20 protein-coding genes and 1 pseudogene are annotated in these 17637 nt (G+C 70.0%); 14 read left to right on the top strand and 7 right to left on the bottom strand.

What is annotated here, in order from left to right:
• The first annotated feature begins 9 nt into the window (after window positions 1-9).
• The 3 genes from BDW27_RS23625 to BDW27_RS23615 all read left to right on the top strand — a co-directional run bounded on the left by BDW27_RS23625 (window position 10) and on the right by BDW27_RS23615 (window position 2633).
• Window positions 10-720 (top strand): WbqC family protein, encoded by a 711-nt coding sequence (locus BDW27_RS23625; RefSeq protein WP_026129670.1) that lies wholly within the window; start codon window positions 10-12, stop codon window positions 718-720.
• A 107-nt stretch (window positions 721-827) separates the two neighbouring features.
• Window positions 828-1541 carry a PIG-L deacetylase family protein gene (locus BDW27_RS23620; protein ID WP_017546909.1) on the top strand — a complete coding sequence of 238 codons (714 nt, stop codon included), beginning with the start codon at window positions 828-830 and terminating at the stop codon, window positions 1539-1541.
• A gap of 108 nt (window positions 1542-1649) precedes the next feature.
• Window positions 1650-2633, top strand: a complete 984-nt coding sequence (locus tag BDW27_RS23615) for an NAD(P)-dependent oxidoreductase (RefSeq protein WP_110051788.1) — start codon at window positions 1650-1652, stop codon at window positions 2631-2633.
• A gap of 353 nt (window positions 2634-2986) precedes the next feature.
• Here the strand turns inward: BDW27_RS23615 and BDW27_RS23610 are convergent, their stop codons facing one another.
• On the bottom strand, window positions 2987-3358 hold the full coding sequence (locus BDW27_RS23610) for a DUF202 domain-containing protein (RefSeq protein ID WP_049571040.1): 372 nt from the start codon (window positions 3356-3358) through the stop codon (window positions 2987-2989).
• Window positions 3355-3702, bottom strand: coding sequence for a YidH family protein (locus BDW27_RS23605; RefSeq protein WP_049571037.1), 348 nt, complete (start codon window positions 3700-3702; stop codon window positions 3355-3357). Before BDW27_RS23605 ends, BDW27_RS23610 begins: the two co-directional genes overlap by 4 nt.
• Window positions 3703-3975: 273 nt before the next feature.
• Here BDW27_RS23605 and trxA point away from each other — a divergent pair, with 273 nt between their 5' ends.
• The 7 genes from trxA (at window position 3976) to BDW27_RS23570 (ending at window position 10495) form a co-directional block, all read left to right on the top strand.
• Window positions 3976-4350 (top strand): thioredoxin, encoded by a 375-nt coding sequence (gene trxA / locus BDW27_RS23600; RefSeq protein ID WP_017546905.1) that lies wholly within the window; start codon window positions 3976-3978, stop codon window positions 4348-4350.
• Window positions 4351-4653: 303 nt separating this feature from the next.
• Complete coding sequence (gene pstB, locus BDW27_RS23595) at window positions 4654-5526, top strand: phosphate ABC transporter ATP-binding protein PstB (RefSeq protein ID WP_110051786.1); 873 nt, start codon at window positions 4654-4656, stop codon at window positions 5524-5526.
• A gap of 56 nt (window positions 5527-5582) precedes the next feature.
• Window positions 5583-6368 (top strand): response regulator transcription factor, encoded by a 786-nt coding sequence (locus BDW27_RS23590; protein WP_110051784.1) that lies wholly within the window; start codon window positions 5583-5585, stop codon window positions 6366-6368.
• 403 nt (window positions 6369-6771) lie between these two features.
• On the top strand, window positions 6772-7923 hold the full coding sequence (gene pstS / locus BDW27_RS23585) for a phosphate ABC transporter substrate-binding protein PstS (protein ID WP_017546902.1): 1152 nt from the start codon (window positions 6772-6774) through the stop codon (window positions 7921-7923).
• A 105-nt stretch (window positions 7924-8028) separates the two neighbouring features.
• Window positions 8029-9039 carry a phosphate ABC transporter permease subunit PstC gene (gene pstC / locus BDW27_RS23580; protein WP_017546901.1) on the top strand — a complete coding sequence of 337 codons (1011 nt, stop codon included), beginning with the start codon at window positions 8029-8031 and terminating at the stop codon, window positions 9037-9039.
• Window positions 9036-9944 carry a phosphate ABC transporter permease PstA gene (pstA, locus tag BDW27_RS23575; protein WP_017546900.1) on the top strand — a complete coding sequence of 303 codons (909 nt, stop codon included), beginning with the start codon at window positions 9036-9038 and terminating at the stop codon, window positions 9942-9944. Before pstC ends, pstA begins: the two co-directional genes overlap by 4 nt.
• 332 nt (window positions 9945-10276) lie before the next feature.
• Window positions 10277-10495, top strand: coding sequence for an EF-hand domain-containing protein (locus BDW27_RS23570; protein WP_017546899.1), 219 nt, complete (start codon window positions 10277-10279; stop codon window positions 10493-10495).
• 2 nt (window positions 10496-10497) lie between these two features.
• Here BDW27_RS23570 and BDW27_RS23565 read toward each other — a convergent pair whose 3' ends face one another.
• Window positions 10498-11217 carry a spermidine synthase gene (locus BDW27_RS23565; protein WP_026129669.1) on the bottom strand — a complete coding sequence of 240 codons (720 nt, stop codon included), beginning with the start codon at window positions 11215-11217 and terminating at the stop codon, window positions 10498-10500.
• Between the two features lie 96 nt (window positions 11218-11313).
• On the opposite strand from BDW27_RS23565, the gene BDW27_RS23560 reads away from it, so the two are divergent.
• On the top strand, window positions 11314-11718 hold the full coding sequence (locus tag BDW27_RS23560; protein WP_017546897.1) for a hypothetical protein: 405 nt from the start codon (window positions 11314-11316) through the stop codon (window positions 11716-11718).
• Window positions 11719-11723: 5 nt separating this feature from the next.
• On the opposite strand, the gene BDW27_RS27895 is transcribed toward BDW27_RS23560, so the two are convergent.
• The gene (locus BDW27_RS27895; RefSeq protein WP_233515898.1) at window positions 11724-11981 is read right to left on the bottom strand and encodes a hypothetical protein; all 258 of its coding nucleotides are present in this window, start codon (window positions 11979-11981) and stop codon (window positions 11724-11726) included.
• Window positions 11982-12304: 323 nt separating this feature from the next.
• On the opposite strand from BDW27_RS27895, the pseudogene BDW27_RS23550 reads away from it, so the two are divergent.
• Window positions 12305-13451: pseudogene (locus tag BDW27_RS23550) on the top strand (cellulase family glycosylhydrolase).
• 12 nt (window positions 13452-13463) lie between these two features.
• On the opposite strand, the gene hisG reads toward BDW27_RS23550, so the two are convergent.
• The 3 genes from hisG to BDW27_RS23535 form a co-directional block, all read right to left on the bottom strand.
• The gene (gene hisG / locus BDW27_RS23545) at window positions 13464-14318 is read right to left on the bottom strand and encodes an ATP phosphoribosyltransferase (RefSeq protein WP_017546894.1); all 855 of its coding nucleotides are present in this window, start codon (window positions 14316-14318) and stop codon (window positions 13464-13466) included.
• A gap of 87 nt (window positions 14319-14405) precedes the next feature.
• The gene (locus BDW27_RS23540; RefSeq protein ID WP_017546893.1) at window positions 14406-14669 is read right to left on the bottom strand and encodes a phosphoribosyl-ATP diphosphatase; all 264 of its coding nucleotides are present in this window, start codon (window positions 14667-14669) and stop codon (window positions 14406-14408) included.
• 99 nt (window positions 14670-14768) lie between these two features.
• Complete coding sequence (locus tag BDW27_RS23535) at window positions 14769-15599, bottom strand: SDR family oxidoreductase (protein ID WP_110051783.1); 831 nt, start codon at window positions 15597-15599, stop codon at window positions 14769-14771.
• Window positions 15600-15771: 172 nt separating this feature from the next.
• Between BDW27_RS23535 and BDW27_RS23530 the strand changes: the two genes are divergently transcribed.
• Both BDW27_RS23530 and BDW27_RS23525 read left to right on the top strand, forming a co-directional pair.
• Window positions 15772-16488, top strand: coding sequence for a class I SAM-dependent methyltransferase (locus BDW27_RS23530; RefSeq protein ID WP_017546891.1), 717 nt, complete (start codon window positions 15772-15774; stop codon window positions 16486-16488).
• Between the two features lie 409 nt (window positions 16489-16897).
• The coding region (locus BDW27_RS23525; RefSeq protein WP_233515897.1) for a trehalase-like domain-containing protein at window positions 16898-17637 on the top strand (740 nt) is incomplete at its 3' end.

The raw sequence follows: 17637 nt of genomic DNA, 5'->3' as shown, positions 1-17637 counted from the left end.
ACCGCGCGCCTGCGCGTGGCCGTCCATCAGCCGCACTATTGGCCCTGGCTGGGACTGATCGACAAGATCGACCGTTCTGACCGATTCATCATGCTTGACACGGTTCAGTTCGAACGTCGGGGTTGGCAGAACCGAAACTACGTCGCCGGACCGGGCGATCCGGTCCTTCTCACCGTGCCCGTCACCCAGGCGAGTCGCGATGAACGCATCCTGGACAAGAAGATTGACAACACACAGAAATGGCGCAACAAGCACTTCAGGGCACTCTCTGAACACTGTTACCGCAAAGCGCCTTACTGGGACGTCTACCGGGAAGAAATCGCCCAACTGTACGAAACGGAGTGGGAGGGCCTCGCGGACCTGGCCATCGCCACCACCCGCCTGCTGACACGCGCGTTCGGTGTCGACACACCCGTCCTGCGCGCGAGCGAGCTCGGGGACTTCCCCGGGCACAAGAGTGAGCTGTTGGCCCAGATCTGTGCCAAGGCGGGAGCGGACACGATGCTCTCGGGCGACGGCGCGAGGGACTACCTCGACCCCGAGGCGCTGAACCGCTACGGGGTGGCCATCGAGTGGCAGGACTTCCGCCACCCGGTGTACCGCCAGCACACGCGTGGACCCGCCGACGACTTCGTGCCCCGCCTGTCGGCGATCGACCTCCTGCTCAACGCCGGACCGGACGCGCCGCGCGTGCTCCGTCAGGCGAGAGCGCGCGGCTGACACCGATCAGCGAGCGGGCACCGGACGCCCGAGCCAACGGGCACGGTGATCTCCGCGGCCCGGGTGACGACCGATCGCCCCACTTCGGCAAAGAACGGGAAACAGGCATGACGACGGACTGGTCACAGGAGCGCCTCCTGGTCTACTCCCCCCACCCCGACGACGAGACCCTCGGTTGCGGCGGCCTGATGCACAAGGCCAAGCGCGCGGGCGCGGAGGTCTTCGTCCAGTTCCTGACGGTCGGCGACACCGCCGACCAGTCCGCGAAGGGCTTCTCCACGGCCGAGGAGCGCCACACCGAGATCAAGAAGGTCTCGGAGCACTTCCGCTGGGACGACTGGCACATGGCGCTCCCGGGCGACGAGCACCACCTGAGGCTGGACTCGGTCCCCCGGGTGGACCTGACGCGGCTGATCGAGCGGGACAGCCCGCTCTCCGTCGCGGCCCTGCGGCCCACCGTGGTGCTCGTGCCGCACCACACGAGCTACAACCAGGACCACCAGGCCGTGGCTGAGGCCGTGCACACCGCGCTGCGGCCCTCGAACAACGGGCTGCGCCACCACCCCCGCATGGTGCTGTCCTACGAGGAGGCCGCCGACCAGTGGCGGTTCGAACCCGTGGACTCCCCCAACCTCATCGTCGAGCTCAGCGAGGCGGACCTGGAGGCCAAGCTCCAGGCCATGGAGCTGTACGGCTCCCAGAGTCACGAACACCCCCACACCCGTTCGGAACTCACCCTGCGCAGCCTCGCCGTCCTCAGGGGCATGCAGGCCGGGGTGGCCCTCGGCGAGGGCTACCACGTCCTGCGCCACCTGGCCTGACCGGAGCGGCGACTCGCCGACTCCCCCATCTGCTCCCTCACCTGTCACACGAAACCCACCCCCCGTGAAGTACGGATCACCTACATCACCCGTAGTGGAGGGAAAACCATGAAGGCCGTCATCACCGGTGGAGCCGGGTTCATCGGCTCCCACCTGTGCGACCACCTGGTCGCGCGGGGACACGAGGTCACCGTCCTGGACGACCTCTCGACAGGTTCACTGTCCAACCTGTCCCAGTTGAAGGGTTCTCCCGCGTTCCGGTTCGTCCAGGGGGACATCCTGGACCGGGAACTGGTGGACCGACTCGTCGCGGAGGCGGACACCGTGTTCCACCTCGCCGCCGCCGTGGGGGTCTACAACATCGTCGACAACCCGCTCCGTTCGCTGCGGATCAACCTGCACGGCACGGAGAACGTCGTGGAGGCCGCAGTGCGGCACCGTGTCCCGTACATGGTCGCCTCGACCAGCGAGGTCTATGGCAAGAACGACGCGGACGGCCTCAAGGAGGGTGACGACCGGATCTACGGATCGGCCACCAAGAGCCGCTGGTCCTACGCCGCCGCGAAGGGGCTGGACGAGCTGGTCGCCTACGTCCACGGCGTGGAGTCCGGTGTGCCCTGCGTCATCACCCGCTTCTTCAACGTGGTGGGGCCCCGGCAGACCGGAAGATACGGGATGGTGGTGCCCCGGTTCGTCGACCAGGCCCTGTCCGACGAGCCCATCACCGTCTACGGCACGGGCGCCCAGCGCCGCTGCTTCGGTTCGGTGTTCGACGTGGTGCCCGCGATGACCCGGCTGATGGACACCCCCGAGGCGTACAACCAGGCGGTCAACCTGGGCGGGCACGAGGAGGTGTCGATCAGGGGCCTGGCGGACAGGATCATTGAGCTGACGGGTTCGGGCAGCTCGCTCACCTTCATGAACTACGAGGAGGCCTACGGTGAGGGGTACGAGGACATGCAGCGCCGCTACCCGGACACCTCGCTGGCCGGGCGCCTGATCGGCTACGAGCCGACACTCGACCTCAACGCCATCATCGGGTCGATCGTCGAGCACCGCCGCTCGGCCCGCTCGGTCCCGGCACCCGCCTAGGCCCCGTTTTCTGGATCATTCCTCGCTCGCGACCACCAGGCGGCCTCTCGCTGCGCCGACACCACTCGGACAGCCAACCCCAGGCTGACCTCGCTCATCGTCTGGCGAGAGATTGCCTGGGCGGCGGCCGCTCGCATCGATGTCGGCTCCGCCGACACGAGCGAAAGCATCCAGAAGAACAGGCCCTGGGGACGACCTGCCACAGCGGCCGTCCCAGGACGGTCGCGACAGCCACGAGGAGGGCGCCCCCGGGGTGCCCGCCGCCCCGGACCCACCCTCCCGCCCGTCGTCCGCCCCGTGGTGGCGACGGCTCCGGCCGTGGCACGGGAACGTCACGAGGCCCGGCCCCCGCCTCACGGCAGCAGCACCGTCGCCACCACGAACAGGGTCAGGGCGAGCACGCCAGCGCTGAGCAGGACCATCGCCCAGGGCCGGGCCACGCTCAGCGGTGGCCGCCCCGTGCCCGGCTCACGGAGTCCGTGCCGGGTGTGGCGCCACCGCAGCCACAGGTGCAGCCCGAGTCCGGCGCCCAGCAGCAGGGTGAAGGCCATGACCCCCGCCCGGAGCGCGGGCGACACCTCGGGCACGACGGTGGAGCCGGGGTCGAGCGGCCCCCGCAGGTAGACCAGGCCCACCACGGTGAGCAGGATGAGCACGCGCTGCCAGGAGAGCAGTGTGCGTTCGGGCTGGAGGCCCGGGTCGCGGCGCACCTCCCCCGGATTCACAGCAGGTTCCCCAACAGCACCATGAGGCACACCACGCCCACCGCGAACGTGGTGATCAGCGGCAGCAGACTCATCGGGAGGGGCTGGCCCAGGCGCATCACGCGCTGCACGCGGTACCAGCGCAACGGCGCGTACACGGTGACGACACCGGCGAGCACGGCCAGCAGCAGCCCCACCAGGGTGCGCGGCGTCTCGTCCCAGCCCAGCGGGAGCAGGTGGAGGACGGCGACCGCGCCCGCGAGCAGTGCCAGGGCGGTCCGGATCCACGCAAGGAAGGTACGTTCGTTGGCGAGGGTGAAGCGGTAGTCCACGCCCTGCTCGTCCTCCGGCGCCTCGGAGCTCATCGGTCCCCCCGGTTTTCGGCGTTCGGCCCACAACGGAAGCTCCGGTCACGACAATGAACCCGTGCCCCGCAGGCCGACAGTAACCGTGTTCGCTCTTTCCTCCCAAACAGGTATGCAACACGTGTTGTGTCGGAAACCACCGGTCCAGCGGACGTGCGTGGACCACCTCCGAGGCATGTGGAACAAACGAGTGGGCACTACCGCTGTAGCACCCAAGAGGATGGCAGTTGGCCACCGGTCGACACCAACAACGAACGAAGAGCAGGAGACCACGTGTCCACCGTCGAACTCACCAAAGACAACTTCGCGGAAACGCTGAAGGACAACAGCTTCGTCCTGATCGACTTCTGGGCTGACTGGTGCGGTCCCTGCCGCCAGTTCGCCCCCGTGTTCGACAAGTCCTCGGAGAAGCACACGGACATCGTGCACGCCAAGGTCGACACCGAGGCCCAGCGAGAGCTCGCCTTCGAGTTCAAGATCCAGTCCATTCCGACCCTGATGATCGTGCGCGACCAGACGGTGATCTACAACGAGCCGGGTGCCCTCCCCTCCGAGGCCCTGGAGAGCCTGATCACCCAGGCCCGGGAACTGGACATGGACGAGGTCAAGCAGAAGATCTCCGAGCAGGGCGCGGACGCCAAGGAGTAGGGCGCCCCGACGCCCCCGTTCACCGACCGCCCCGACGACCGTGCCACGACCGGCACGGAACCGTCGGGGCGGTCGTGTGCCGCACGGCGGAGGACGCCCGCTCGTCGCTGACCGTCACCACCCTGACCGGGGAGGACACCGGAAGGTCACCGGGGGCTTCCCACTCCACCGCCCACGTTCATCTTGGCCACGGGGTTCGTTCACCCGGGCTTCACGCGGACATATTTGCATGGGAGTCGACCGCACTCCGCGGGTTTCATCCCCTCGTGCACACCGAGCTCCGTCCGACCCGGAAGTGGCCCCATGTCTGTCAGCAACACCGCGACCCCGCGAGGCACCGAGTCCGGCCGCGGCATCGCCCCCGACACCGTCCGGTACAACCGCGAGGTTCCCGGCCTGGGCGACCCCGTCTTCGACATCAGCGATCTGTCGATCCACTACGGGTCCAACAAGGCCGTGCGTGACGTGAACATGCAGGTGGGCCCGCGCCAGATCACCGCGATGATCGGCCCGTCCGGCTGCGGCAAGAGCACGGTCCTGCGCACGCTCAACCGGATGAACGACCTCATCCCGGGCGCGCGGATCGAGGGCCGGGTGACCTATCACGGCGAGGACCTGTACGCCTCCGACGTGGACCCGATCGAGGTCCGCCGCCGGATCGGGATGGTCTTCCAGAAGCCCAACCCGTTCCCCAAGTCCATCTACGACAACGTCGCCTACGGCCCCCGGATCAACGGGACGCGCGGCAACATGGACGACCTGGTCGAGGAGACCCTGACCAAGGCCGCCCTGTGGGACGAGGTCAAGGACAAGCTGAAGGAGAGCGCCTTCGCCCTCTCCGGCGGCCAGCAGCAGCGCCTGTGCATCGCCCGCACCATCGCGGTGAACCCCGAGGTCATCCTCATGGACGAGCCCTGTTCGGCGCTCGACCCGATCGCCACGCTCAAGATCGAGGACCTCATGTACGAGCTGGCGGCCGAGTACACGATCGTCATCGTCACCCACAACATGCAGCAGGCGGCGCGCGTCTCGGACCGCACGGCCTTCTTCACCGCGAGCGTGGACGACGAGGGCGACCGCTACGGCAGCCTCGTGGAGTACGACGAGACCGCGACGATCTTCAGCAAGCCCTCCGACCAGCGCACCGAGGACTACATCTCGGGCCGCTTCGGGTAACCCGACCCGGTCGAGCTCCACCCGCCCCCGCCGTTCTCGACGAAGTGGACCCGCCCATGCCCGCGCTCGCCTCCTCCGCCCCGGTCCCCCCGCCCACCGGCGCGCCGGACGACGAGGGGAGAACGCAGCGCACGGAGGGTCCGCTGAGGGTCCTGCTGGTGGAGCCCGAGTCCGAGCAGTCGCACCAGCTGGTGCTCTCGCTGAGCGGACACGACGTGGACATCACGGTGTGCGTGGACGGCGCCGAGGCCCTGCTCCGGGTGGGGATGGTGCGGCCGGACACCCTGCTGACCAACGCCGCTCCGCCCGAGGTGGACCTGGAGACGCTGGTGCGGGTGACGCGCCGGGCCTTGGACATCCCGATCCTGATCGGGGTGGGCGCGGGCGACTCGCAGAGGGCGATGCGGGCCCTCTCCGCGGGGGCCACCGCCTGTGTGAACCGCCCCTACCGCATCCCGGAGCTCGCGGCGCTGCTGCGCGGTTCGCTTCCCGGGAACGAGATCGCCCCGCCGCCGAACCCGGGCGGGCCGGTGGCGCTGCGCTCGGGCGACCTGGAGCTGGACGCCCTGGGGCACCGGCTGTTCGTGGACGGGCAGCCGGTCAACCTGGCCCTGCGGGAGTTCGGGATCATGGACTTCCTGCTCCGGCACAGTGGCCGGGTGGTGAGCCGGGAGGAGCTGTGGACCGAGGTCTGGCGCAAGCCGCTCCCGCCGGTGAACAACACGATCGCCGTGCACATACGGCGCCTGCGGCACAAGCTGGGTGACTCCGAGGCCCAGCCCCGGTTCATCCACACGGTCCGTGGCATCGGCTACCGGCTGGACACGGCGAACGGCGGGTAGGCGGACAAGGGAAACCGCGCGTACATTTTCGAGGGCCGTCCGGCCGACACCGGACCGGCCCGTCGTTCATGTACGCGTCACCTTTTTCTGATTCCCACGGAAGGGTGACGGCCCGGAAATGCGAAGTCGTCATCACGCTGAACCGCACACCCCGACAGCACGCTCGGACACGTGATCATCACAGCAGGTCAGAGCGCACTCCCCTGGGGCGCGACCGCACACCCCCACCTGGGTACACACCCTCGCACACAGTGGCCGTTATCGAAAAGTGACCCCCATTCACCTGCCATTCACTGTTCTTCTACCCAACCGCCTCTATTTCGATGACACCGCGACTTTCTACGCGCCTAGTGTCGTTTTACGTCAGCCCCGACAGCGGTCATTCAACGAGGAGAACCACGACATGCGCAACGGGCGTTCCAAGCTCGCCGTCCTGGCGGCCATCCCCCTGCTCGCCACGGCGTGCGGCAGCGGCTCCGACGGCGCGGACAACGGCTCCGCCGACGGTGCCGAGCTCAGCGCCTCGCTGACCGGTGCCGGGGCCAGCTTCCCCGACCCGCTCTTCCAGGACTGGATGCACACCTACAGTCAGGACGTGCAGCCCGGCGTCAGCATCAACTACCAGAGCGTGGGCTCCGGCGCCGGTATCGAGCAGTTCCTTGAGCAGACGGTCAACTTCGGTTCCTCCGAGCGGTACCTGACCGACGAGGACCTGGCCACCGCCGCCGACGGCCGCGGCTGCGAGGCCATCCAGTTCCCGGTCGTGTTCGGATCGGTCGTCATCGCCTTCGACAACCCCGACCTCGACGGTCTGGTCCTGGACGCCGAGACCATCGCAGGCATCTACTCCGGTGACATCACCTCGTACACGGACCCGGCCATCGCCGACCTCAACCCGGACGTGGACCTGCCGGACGACGAGATCATCCCGGTCCACCGTTCCGACAGCTCCGGCACCACCGAGGTCTTCACCCACTACCTCTCCACCGAGGTGGAGTCGTGGGCCGACGAGTACGGCTCCGGCGGCGAGATCGACTGGGCCCCCGGCCTGGTCGGCGGCCAGGGCAACGACGGTGTCGCCCAGGGCATCAGCCAGAACCCGGGCGGCGTGGGCTACGTGAACCAGGCCTTCGCGCAGGAGGCCGGTCTGGCCTCCGCCCAGGTGATCAACGCGGACGGCGAGCCCATCGCGCCGACCCTGGAGTCCACCACGGCCGCCTCCGAGGAGGCGGAGATCCCCGAGGACTTCCGCTTCAGCATCGACAACATCGGCGGCGAGGGCTACCCGATCGCCGGTACCAACTGGATCTTCACCTACACCTGCGGCTACGAGCAGGCCGAGGCCGACGCGATCATCGACTTCTGGACCTGGGCCCTGACCGACGAGGGCGCCAACGAGATCGTCGCCGAGCTGGGCTACGCCCCCCTGGGCGAGGAGCTGAAGGAGCGCGTGCTCGCCGAGATCGAGCGCACCAACTCCGAGAACGACGGCGGTGACGACGCGGACGCCGACGCTGACACCGACGCCGGCACCGAGGACGACTCCGAGGGCTAACCCTCACCGGGGCCGGGGCCGGAGCGCCCCGGCCCCGCTCCCTGCCCCGACCGGGGCGTCACCGCGTCTCCCACTCCCACGAAAGCCATCAAGAGGAGAAGCTCCATGTCCACTGAGGCCCCAGAGGCCGCCCCGGCCCCGGAGGAACCCCGGCGGGGCACGACGCTGAGGTCGAGCAAGGGGAGGATGGCCGACCCCCTCTTCAAGTGGGCGGTGGCATCCTGCGGCACCGTCGTCCTGGTCATCCTGGCCCTGATGGTCCTGCGCACCACCACCGAGGCCTGGCCCGTCTTCGCCAAGGAGGGCTTCTTCGGCTTCCTCACCGGCGAGCAGTGGCAGTCGGGCAACTCCCGCACCGAGATCACCGGCACCTACGGCGCCTGGCCGTTCATCTACGGCACCCTGGTGACCGCGACCATCGCCATCGTCATCGCGCTGCCGCTGGCGATCATGGTCTCCTTCTACCTCACCCACCTGGCGCCCCGACGGATCGCGAAGCCGCTCTCCTACACGGTGGAGCTGCTCGCGGCGGTCCCCAGCGTCATCTTCGGCCTGTGGGGCCTGCACTGGTTCCTGCCGAACGTGCTGCGGCCGTTCTTCGAGTTCCTGGAGGGCGTCCTCGGCTGGTTCTTCCTCTTCGAGGGCCCGATCCGCGGGGTCGGCTACCTGTCCGCCGGGATCGTGCTGGCCATCATGATCCTGCCGATCATGACCGCCATCATCCGCGAGGTCATCGCGGTGCACCCGGTCGAACAGCGGATGGCCGCCTACGCGCTGGGCTCCACCCGCTGGGAGGTCCTGCGCAACGTGGTCCTGCCCGCCAGCTTCTCCGGGATCGTCGCGGCCGCCATGCTCGGCCTGGGCCGCGCGCTGGGCGAGACCATCGCGGTCCTGATGCTGATCGGCGGCTCCCAGTCCTGGGGCGCCAGCCTGTTCGGGACCGGCAGCAGCATGGCCTCGCACATCGCCGCGACCTTCGGTGAGGCCACCCCCGAGTCCAGGACCGCGCTGATGGCCATCGGTGTGGCCCTCTTCCTGGTCACGATGATCGTCAACATCCTCGCCCGCGTCATCGTCTGGCGTCTGGGACGCATGACGGGAGACGCCGCCGTATGAGCACCATGACCGAGACTCCCCCCAGCAGGCACGCGCCCCTGAGCCAGCGGCCCCCCGGGTCGTCGTTCCGGCGCCTGAAGGACCGCAGCGCCACCGTGGTGCTGACCGCAGCGATGGTCATCGCGATGATCCCGCTGGTCCTCATCGTCTTCGAGGTGACCCGTCGCGGCATCGGCGTGGTCAACCTGGACTTCATCACCCAGACCGAGCCGCCGCCCCGGCGCGACGGCGGCGGCTACGCGGCCGGGTTCTTCGGAACGCTGTACATCATGGCCCTGGCGGTCCTGATGTCGATCCCGTTCGGTATCGCCACGGCCGTGTACATCGTGGAGTACGGGCCCAACCGCCTCACCTCCGCGATCCGCTTCTTCACCGACGTGATGACCGGTATCCCGTCGATCTTCGTGGGTCTGTTCGTGTACGGCCTGCTGGTGATCGGCTGGGGCGGCATGGGGTTCGGTACCTTCGTCGGCGCGGTGGCCATCGCGGTGATGATGCTGCCGATCGTGACGCGGTCCTCCGAGGAGATGCTGCGGCTGGTTCCGAACGAGATGCGCAACGCCAGCTACGGCCTGGGGGCGCGCAAGTGGCAGACCATCGTGCACACGGTGCTGCCCGCCGCCGCGCCCGGTCTGACCACGGGTTCGATGCTGGCGATCGCGCGCGGGATCGGTGAGACCGCGCCGCTGCTGCTGACGGCCTTCGGTACGGGTCTGATCGTGACGAGCTTCCAGGGCAGCCCGCAGGGCGCGGTCCCGATGCAGCTGTACCGGGGCGCCACGCAGCCCTTCGAGTCCGGTATCGACCGCGCTTGGGGCGCCGCGCTGTGCCTGTTCGTCCTGGTGCTGGCCTTCACGGTGGTCGCCCGCTGGGTCGGCTCGAAGGCCTCCACGAACACGCACTGACCCCCACTGACCCGCTGTCAGGGCACGTCTCCCCCGAGGGGCCGCCGCCACCGTCCCCACCGGGCGGGGCACGGCCCCTCTCGCGTGTTCCGGCCGCGGTACGCGGTCACGGCCCGGCTCCGCGCGCCCCGGGCTCTCTTCGAGCCGTCTCCGACACCCGACCGACCCCGAACCCGCACGTCCGCAGCGTCGCCCGGAACACGTCGCCACCGTCGCCCGGAAGGCGTGGGACGGCCGACCCGTCCGGCGGCCGGGGCCTCCCGGTGGCTCTGCGGGGCGTGCCTCGGTAGCCTGGCGCGAGTTCGTTCCCCAGCAGATCCGGAGAGCCCCCGATGGCCGACACCACCGAGTACGCCGCCACCTTCACCCTCGTGGACACCGACAACGACGGCCTCATCTCCGCCCAGGAGCTGGCCTCGCTGATGCGCAACCTCGGCGACCAGACCACCGACGAGCAGGCCGCCGAGGTCGTGCGCGCGATGGACGGCGACGGCGACGAGCGGATCTCCCTGGAGGAGTTCGCCCGCTACATGTCCCGCAACCAGGGCTGAGGTCAGAGGGGGTTCGAGGCCAGGTAGACCACGTCCGGGACCCCCCGGGCCACCACCACCTCCGCGACCTCCACCGTGCCGAAGCGGGTCCGCAGCAGGGCCTCGAAGCTGTCCACGCTGTTGGCGCTCCAGAAGGAGAGCACCCCGCCGGGGGTGAGCAGCCGGGTCAGCTGTTCGAGCCCGGCCGCCTCGTACAGACGGTTGTTGTTCTCGACCACGGTCCAGTCCGGGCCGTTGTCGGTGTCCAGGCAGATGACGTCGAAGCGGCCGGGCTGGTCGGCGGCCGAGGCCTGCGCGATCCAGGCGACGATGTCGGCGTTGTGCACCCGGCAGCGGGGGTCGCGGTGGACGTACTCGGCGGCCTCACCGAGTTCGTCCTCGTGCCAGGCGATCACCTGGGGTTCGAGCTCCACGACGTCCACGCGGGACACCCGGGGGTTGTCGAGCGCCTCGCGGGCGGAGAATCCCACGCCGAGCCCGCCGACCAGCACGCGGGCGTGTGAGCGCCCCGGGGGGAGCGCGGCCAGGCTCAGGCGCACCATCTCGCGCTCGGAGGTGCCGTCGCGGGTGTCCATGAGGAACAGGCCGTTGGAATAGATCTCGTAGTGGGCACCCACCTGGCGAAGCACCAGGTCACCGCCGGTCTCACCCGTCACTCTGGCGAGGGTGACGGATTCACCCTCGACTTCGGGGTCTCGCGTTGGCTGGTTCATGCACCACATTGTGCCCCCGATCATGTTCCCCGCGTGGCGGGCCGGTGAAGTACCACTTGTTGACCCGTCAGTAGGTTGGGTTCCGGCGCGTCACGAGAGGAGTGCATGACCATGGGAAAACGCCTGGACAGGCTGCGCGGAGCGGCCCCGCTCGCGCTGGGAGCGATGTTCGTGGGTTCGGGGGTGCTGCACTTCGCGGCCCCGAGGCCGTTCGAGTCGATCATGCCGCGCCGCCTGCCCGCGCACCGCGCGTTCGTGTACGGGAGCGGCGCGGCCGAACTGGCCTGCGGCGTGGGCCTGCTGACCCGCCGGAGGTGGGCCGGACCGGCCAGCGCCGCGCTGCTGCTGGCCGTGTGGCCCGCCAACGTCCAGATGGCGCTGGACTCCGGGTCGGGACGGCTGCCGTCGGTGGCCGACAACAGGGCGGTCGCCTGGGGCCGCGTCCCGCTCCAGGTCCCCCTGATCTGGGCCGCCCTCCAGGCTCGTCGCGCCCCGCGCGACGGTGACTGAGGGATCTACGTCGAGGCGGCCCTGGTTCGCACGGTGAGCCGGTGAGCCAGGGCCGCCGGAACCGCACAGACCCAACCCAGGCAGACCGCCCAGAGCAGGCCCGTCAGGGCCCCGGCGAGGGCGTAGGCGAACAGAGCCACCGGTCCGGCGCCCACGGCGAGCACGGCGGCGACCGCGCGCAGGGCGTTGGCCAGCGCCAACCCCAGGAGCACACCGGCCCAGGCGGACAGCAGGACCCGCCAGGCGTTCGCCTCGGGGCGCACCCGGTGTGCCCGTCGGACCCACCAGCCGGTGACGGCGGCCAGTGCCGCGGCGGCGACGATCTCGGTCGCCAGGTGCCAGTCGGGCTGCCCGACGACGGTGGTGAGGCTGAGCCTGGGGAAGGCGAAGGGGACGCCGAGTGCCGTGGGCAGGGCCAGCCAGGCGGCGCGTGACCCCAGCCAGTGAGGAACGCGGCGCTCCCGAAGAGCAGGCAGGGGAGGAGGGTCGCGACCCCGGCGACGGAGGGTACGAGGGCAGTGGGGGCATTGCGAACAACATTCACCTTCTGCATGATAGTGATCCAGCTCTCACCCCAGGAGCGAGATTGCAGCGCACCGGCAAGCGCGGGCTCGTCACGGCCGCACTGACAGTGCTCGTGCTGGTGACCGGCCTGGTCGCCGCGCTCACCCGGCACGAACCGGGGCCCACCCGGTACCTCACCGACGACCAGGGCAGGGCGCTCTTCCTCCACGGCCTCAACACCTCCGGCTCCGCCAAGGGCGACCCCGACCAGCTGCCGTGGATCACCGAGGACGACGTCCAGGCCGAGTACGACGCCATGGGCACCAACTTCGTCCGCTTCCTCATCCAGTGGCAGGCACTGGAACCCGAGGAGGGCGTCTACGACGAGGCGTACCTGGACGCCGTCGCCGAGCGGGTCGAGTGGTACGCCGACCGCGGCTACCACGTGCTGCTCGACATGCACCAGGACCTGTACGGCCGCCACACCAGCCCCGAGGAGCACTCCGGCAACGGAGCCCCCGAGTGGGCCACCCACAACGACGGCCTGCGGGTGGAGAGCCGTGAGATGTGGGAACTGGTCTACCTGGAGCCCGGAGTGGTGCGCTCCTTCGACCACTTCTGGGGGACCACCGGTGACCCTGCCCATGGACCTGGGCCAGCCCTACGAGGGCGCGGCGCGGGAGCGGATCGACGCCAGCGTGGAGCTGTGGTCGCGCAACGTCCGGGTGGTGGGCGAACGCCTGGGGGCACCGGTCGTGCTGGGCGAGTTCGGCCTGGACATGTCCGGGCCGGGCGCGCCGGAGTTCGTCTCCCGGATGCTCGCGGAGACCGAGTCGATGGCGGCCGGACGCGTCTACTGGTCCAACGACCACGACGGCTGGGGCCCCTGGGACGCGCGGGCCGAGGGCGACGAACTCACCCCCGGCCCGCTCGCCCACGTGATGAACCGGGCCTACCCGCGCGCCGTGGCGGGCCAGCCCCTGGAGCTGGGGCCCGACGACGCCAGCGGCGCGCTGTCGGTGCGCTACGCGGAGAACGGAGCGTCCGGGGCGACCGAGCTGTACCTGCCCGAGGACGTCTTCGGGGAGGAGTTCGACCTCACCGTGGACACCCCCGCCGGGGACGACGGCTGGACGTCGCGCTGGGACGGCGGGAGACGGGTCCTGCACGTCACCGTCACGGGCGCCGCCGACGGCGACGAGACCGTCCTCACCGTCGCCCCCTCCTGACCGGGGTCCCGGTCAGAGGCGGCAGGCGTAGATGTCGGTGACCAGGATGGCGCGGGCGCCGAGCTGCCAGAGGTCGTCCATGATCCGCTGGGCCTCCTTGCGGGGCACCATCGAGCGGACCGCGACCCAGCCCTCACGGTGCAGCGGGGAGACCGTGGGCCCCTCCATGCCGGGAGTGAGGGCGACAGCCGCCTCCAGATTCTCGGCGTGCACGTCGTAGTCCATCATCACGTAGTCGCGGGCCACGAGGACGCCGCGCAGTCGGCGCAGCAGCTGGTCGATCTGCCGGTCCTCGGGGGCGTCCGTGGGCCGGATGACCACGGCCTCCGAGATCAGGATCGGGTCGCCGAAGGTCTCCATCCCCGCGTTGCGCAGCGTGGTGCCGGTGGAGACGACGTCGGCCACGGCGTCGGCCACGCCGAGCTGCACCGAGCTCTCCACGGCGCCGTCGAGGTGGATGACGCGCGCGTCGATGCCGCGCTCCTCCAGGTAGGCGCGGAGCAACTCGTCGAAGGACGTGGCGACGCGCTTGCCGTTGAGGTCGGTGACGTCCATCCCGGCGCCGCCGGGCGCGGCGAAGCGGAAGGTGGAGCCGCCGAAGCCCAGCGCGAGGACCTCGTCCACCGGGGCGCCGGAGTCCAGGAGCATGTCGCGGCCGGTGATCCCGGCCTGGAGGATGCCCTCGCCGACGTAGACGGCGATGTCCTTGGGGCGGAGGAAGAAGAACTCGGTGTTGTTGTCCGGGTCGACCAGCACGAGGTCGCGGCTGCTCTTGCGCTGCCGGTACCCGGCCTCGCGCAGCATCTGGACGGCGGGTTCGGACAGCTGGCCCTTGTTGGGCACGGCGATGCGGAGCATGTCGGGCATTGGGGTTCCTTGTCAGCTCTGGCGTGGTTCGGGGACGTCGGTGGGCCGGTCCGCGCACGCGCCCGGTGAGGGGCGCGCGGTACCGGCCTACAGATGCTTGTAGACGTCCTCGAGCCGCAGGCCACGGGCCAGCATCAGGACCTGGAGGTGGTAGAGGAGCTGCGAGATCTCTTCGGCGGCGTCTTCGTCCGACTCGTACTCGGCGGCCATCCAGACCTCAGCGGCCTCCTCGACGACCTTCTTGCCGATGGCATGGACGCCGGCGTCGAGTTGGGCGACGGTCCCGGACCCCTCGGGGCGGGAGCGTGCCTTCTCGGACAGCTCGGCGAACAGCTCTTCGAAGGTCTTCATGGTCTCTTTCCTCGACCGACAGTGCGCTACCAGGGTAGGCGCAACAGACGCCCGGTGACCAACCGGGGACCGAATGTCCCAGTATGTGAGAGGGCCAGGTCAGGCCATGCGGCGGGCGACGGCGCGGATCAGCGGGCGGGGCAGGAGGCGCAGGAGCCCGTCGGCGGCTCTGTACTGGGGCCCGGAGACGACCGCCGAACGCCCGGCGGACCAGGCGACGAGGGAGTCGCGGACGATGTGCTCCTTGGGCACGAACGCGAAGGCGGGCATCCCCTGTTCCTGGACGCCGCGGGTCATGTCGGTGCGCACGAACCCGGGCAGGACCACGGTGACGTGGACGCCGTGTCCGCGCACCTCGGCGGCGACGCTCTCACTCCACAGGGTCACGAACTTCTTGCCCGCGCCGTACACGGAGCCCCCCGGGTTGACGGGGATCTCCCCGGCCATCGAGGCGACGTTGACCACGCCCAGCCCCTCCTGGTACCCGTTCGCGCGGCGGGCGATCTGCACCGGCAGGACGGCGCGGGTCAGCTTGAGGACGGCGCGGACGTTGAGGTCGATCATCGCGTCGATCTCGGCGGGGTCCTGTTCGGCGAAGGTGCCCCCGTCGCCGCGCCCGGCGTTGTTGACGAGCAGGTCCACGGGCGCGAGCGCGCCGGTGCCGTCCTCGGCCAGCCGCGCGGCGACGGCGGCGACGCCCTCGGAGGTGCCGAGGTCCGCGCGCAGGACCTCGACCGCGGTCCCGTACCGCTCACGGACGTCGTCGGCGAGTGCGGCCAGGAGGTCGTGGCGGCGCGCGACCACGACGAGGGCGTACCCGCGCTGGGCGAGGCGCCGGGCGTACTCCTCCCCGATCCCGCCGGAGGCCCCGGTGACCAGCGCGGTCCGGGTGTGGGCGGGGGTCTCGGGGGTGGCGTCGGCGTCGCTCATGCCCCTCAGCGTAGGGCGTGGCGCCGTGGCCGTCCGGAGGCGGGAGCGCCCCTCCGGGCGCGGGCCCGGCGCCGGGGTTCCCGTCTCGGCGGTGTTCATGGCCACGCGGTGTTTCCGGGACAAAGGGCCGCGCGGTCTCCCCAGGGACACACCGACGCGTTAGCGTTCAGTCATGTCCGAGACCCAGAGCCCCACCGGACCCCTGGCCGCCCTCAGGCTGGAGGAACGTCTGCGTGACACCAGACTCTTCTTCAGCCAGGCGCTGCGCACCTTCCATGCGACGGGTTCCATCGTGCCCAGCAGCAGTGCCCTGGCGCACGCCATGGCCGAGCACATCCGCCACCGACCCGACCCCGACGAACCGCTGCGCATCCTGGAGGCGGGCGCCGGGACCGGCGCCATCAGCCGCGGGATCGCCGACGCGATGCGCCCGGGTGACACCGTGGACCTCGTGGAGGCCAATCCGGAGTTCGCGTCCTACGTCGAGCACCTGTTGAAGACCGACCCGCAGATGTCGCCGATCGCGGACAGCGCGGAGGTGCACGCCTGTCTGGTGGACGAGATGGGCACCGACCGCACCTACGACGTGATCGTCTCCGGTCTGCCGTTCGCCAACTTCACCGCCGACACCGTGCGCGGCATCCTCGACTACTACTTCACCGTGCTCCGCCCGGGCGGAACGCTCTCCTTCTACGGCTACCTGTACACGAAGGAGGTCAAGGCGGTGATCGCCCGCCGCGAGGACTACCTGCGCCAGGCGCGGACCAGTTGGGTGGTGCAGGACTGGCTGGACCGTTACGGGATCGGCTCGGAGAAGGTGTTCGCCAACCTCCCGCCCGCGTGGGTGCACCACCTGCGCAAGCCGGAATGGGAGTCGTCGAGCTCCTGACCCGGCGCTACGGCGCGCACCCCCACACCTCCCCGGTTCCGCTCACCCCGCCCACAGGCCGTGGACTCCCTTCCACGGCCCGCGGGCGGGGTCTGGCACATACGGACCCGATCCGCATGAGTGATCTGCATCACTTGCTTCTCGTGCACGCGCACGTGCGCGGCGCGGGTAGTCTCGCGTTGACTTCTGAGGCACCGGACCTTTTACAGAACAGCACGGATGCCCGGTTTATCCGTTTGAATGCCAAATGTTCTTTAGGTCTGCTCAAAGGCCCGCGAAGTTCATCCCGCGCCATACGTCCCTGGGTCTACGTTTTCCCTACGAGATCCATGTGATCCAGACACATGCGCGCGGAGTCCTACATCTCACCTATTTCCCAGGTCGGTAATGGACCAGTGGAGGAGGCAACGTGACGCTCACCCAGGTGGTCAAGGCGGCTCCGGCGGTCCCGCAGGGACCAACGGACACGACCCTGGAGACCATGCCCCTCGACGTCCGCCAGCGCGTCTCCGCGCTGGCCCGCACCTCGCGCCTGCTCGTGGCCTGCGACTACGACGGCGCGCTCGCCCCGGTCGCCTCCGACCACCGGGGTCCCCTCCCCGAGGCCGTCCGCGCCCTGCGCGACCTCGCGGACCTGCCCGGCACCGTGTGCGCGGTCATCTCCGCCCGGCCCCTGCGTGACCTGGCCGCCCTCTCCAGGCTGCCCTCGGAGGTCCGTCTCGTGGGTGCCTACGGCACCGAGTTCGACACCGACCTCACGATCGACCCCGGGCACCCCGGCACCGGCCCCGACGCCCCGCCCGCCGACAAGTCCGCCGCCCTCGAACTCCTGCGCGAGCAGGTCGAGGCCACCGCGATCCTCTACATCGGCGGCGGCGAGGGCGAGGAGCCGGTGTTCGCGAACCTGAACGCCGGGGCCGACGCGGGCGTGCGGGTCGGCGAGGAGCACACGGTGGCCGCGCACAGCGTCCCGGACACCCCCACCGCCGCGGCCCTGCTCACCCTCCTGGCCACCGAACGCCGCTCCTGGGTCTTCGGGGAGCGCCCCACCCCCATCGAGCGCATGTCGATGCTCTCCAACCAGGCCTCCGTGGCGCTGCTGGGCCCGGACGCGCGCCTGCTCTGGTTCTGCCACCCCGAGCCGGACTC

The sequence above is a fragment of the Nocardiopsis sp. L17-MgMaSL7 genome, assembly GCF_003182025.1.
Lineage (GTDB): Bacteria > Actinomycetota > Actinomycetes > Streptosporangiales > Streptosporangiaceae > Nocardiopsis > Nocardiopsis prasina.
This window is presented reverse-complemented; position numbering and strand designations above follow the sequence as displayed.

Coding starts and splice junctions, on each gene's coding strand:
- pstA (WP_017546900.1), top strand. CDS start 9,036: ATGAGCACCATGACCGAGACTCCCCCCAGCAGGCACGCGCCCCTGAGC.
- BDW27_RS23530 (WP_017546891.1), top strand. CDS start 15,772: ATGTCCGAGACCCAGAGCCCCACCGGACCCCTGGCCGCCCTCAGGCTG.
- BDW27_RS23540 (WP_017546893.1), bottom strand. CDS start 14,669: ATGAAGACCTTCGAAGAGCTGTTCGCCGAGCTGTCCGAGAAGGCACGC.
- BDW27_RS23620 (WP_017546909.1), top strand. CDS start 828: ATGACGACGGACTGGTCACAGGAGCGCCTCCTGGTCTACTCCCCCCAC.
- pstC (WP_017546901.1), top strand. CDS start 8,029: ATGTCCACTGAGGCCCCAGAGGCCGCCCCGGCCCCGGAGGAACCCCGG.
- hisG (WP_017546894.1), bottom strand. CDS start 14,318: ATGCCCGACATGCTCCGCATCGCCGTGCCCAACAAGGGCCAGCTGTCC.
- pstS (WP_017546902.1), top strand. CDS start 6,772: ATGCGCAACGGGCGTTCCAAGCTCGCCGTCCTGGCGGCCATCCCCCTG.
- BDW27_RS23535 (WP_110051783.1), bottom strand. CDS start 15,599: ATGAGCGACGCCGACGCCACCCCCGAGACCCCCGCCCACACCCGGACC.
- BDW27_RS23590 (WP_110051784.1), top strand. CDS start 5,583: ATGCCCGCGCTCGCCTCCTCCGCCCCGGTCCCCCCGCCCACCGGCGCG.
- pstB (WP_110051786.1), top strand. CDS start 4,654: ATGTCTGTCAGCAACACCGCGACCCCGCGAGGCACCGAGTCCGGCCGC.
- BDW27_RS23615 (WP_110051788.1), top strand. CDS start 1,650: ATGAAGGCCGTCATCACCGGTGGAGCCGGGTTCATCGGCTCCCACCTG.
- BDW27_RS23565 (WP_026129669.1), bottom strand. CDS start 11,217: ATGTGGTGCATGAACCAGCCAACGCGAGACCCCGAAGTCGAGGGTGAA.
- BDW27_RS23570 (WP_017546899.1), top strand. CDS start 10,277: ATGGCCGACACCACCGAGTACGCCGCCACCTTCACCCTCGTGGACACC.
- BDW27_RS23605 (WP_049571037.1), bottom strand. CDS start 3,702: ATGAGCTCCGAGGCGCCGGAGGACGAGCAGGGCGTGGACTACCGCTTC.
- BDW27_RS23560 (WP_017546897.1), top strand. CDS start 11,314: ATGACCATGGGAAAACGCCTGGACAGGCTGCGCGGAGCGGCCCCGCTC.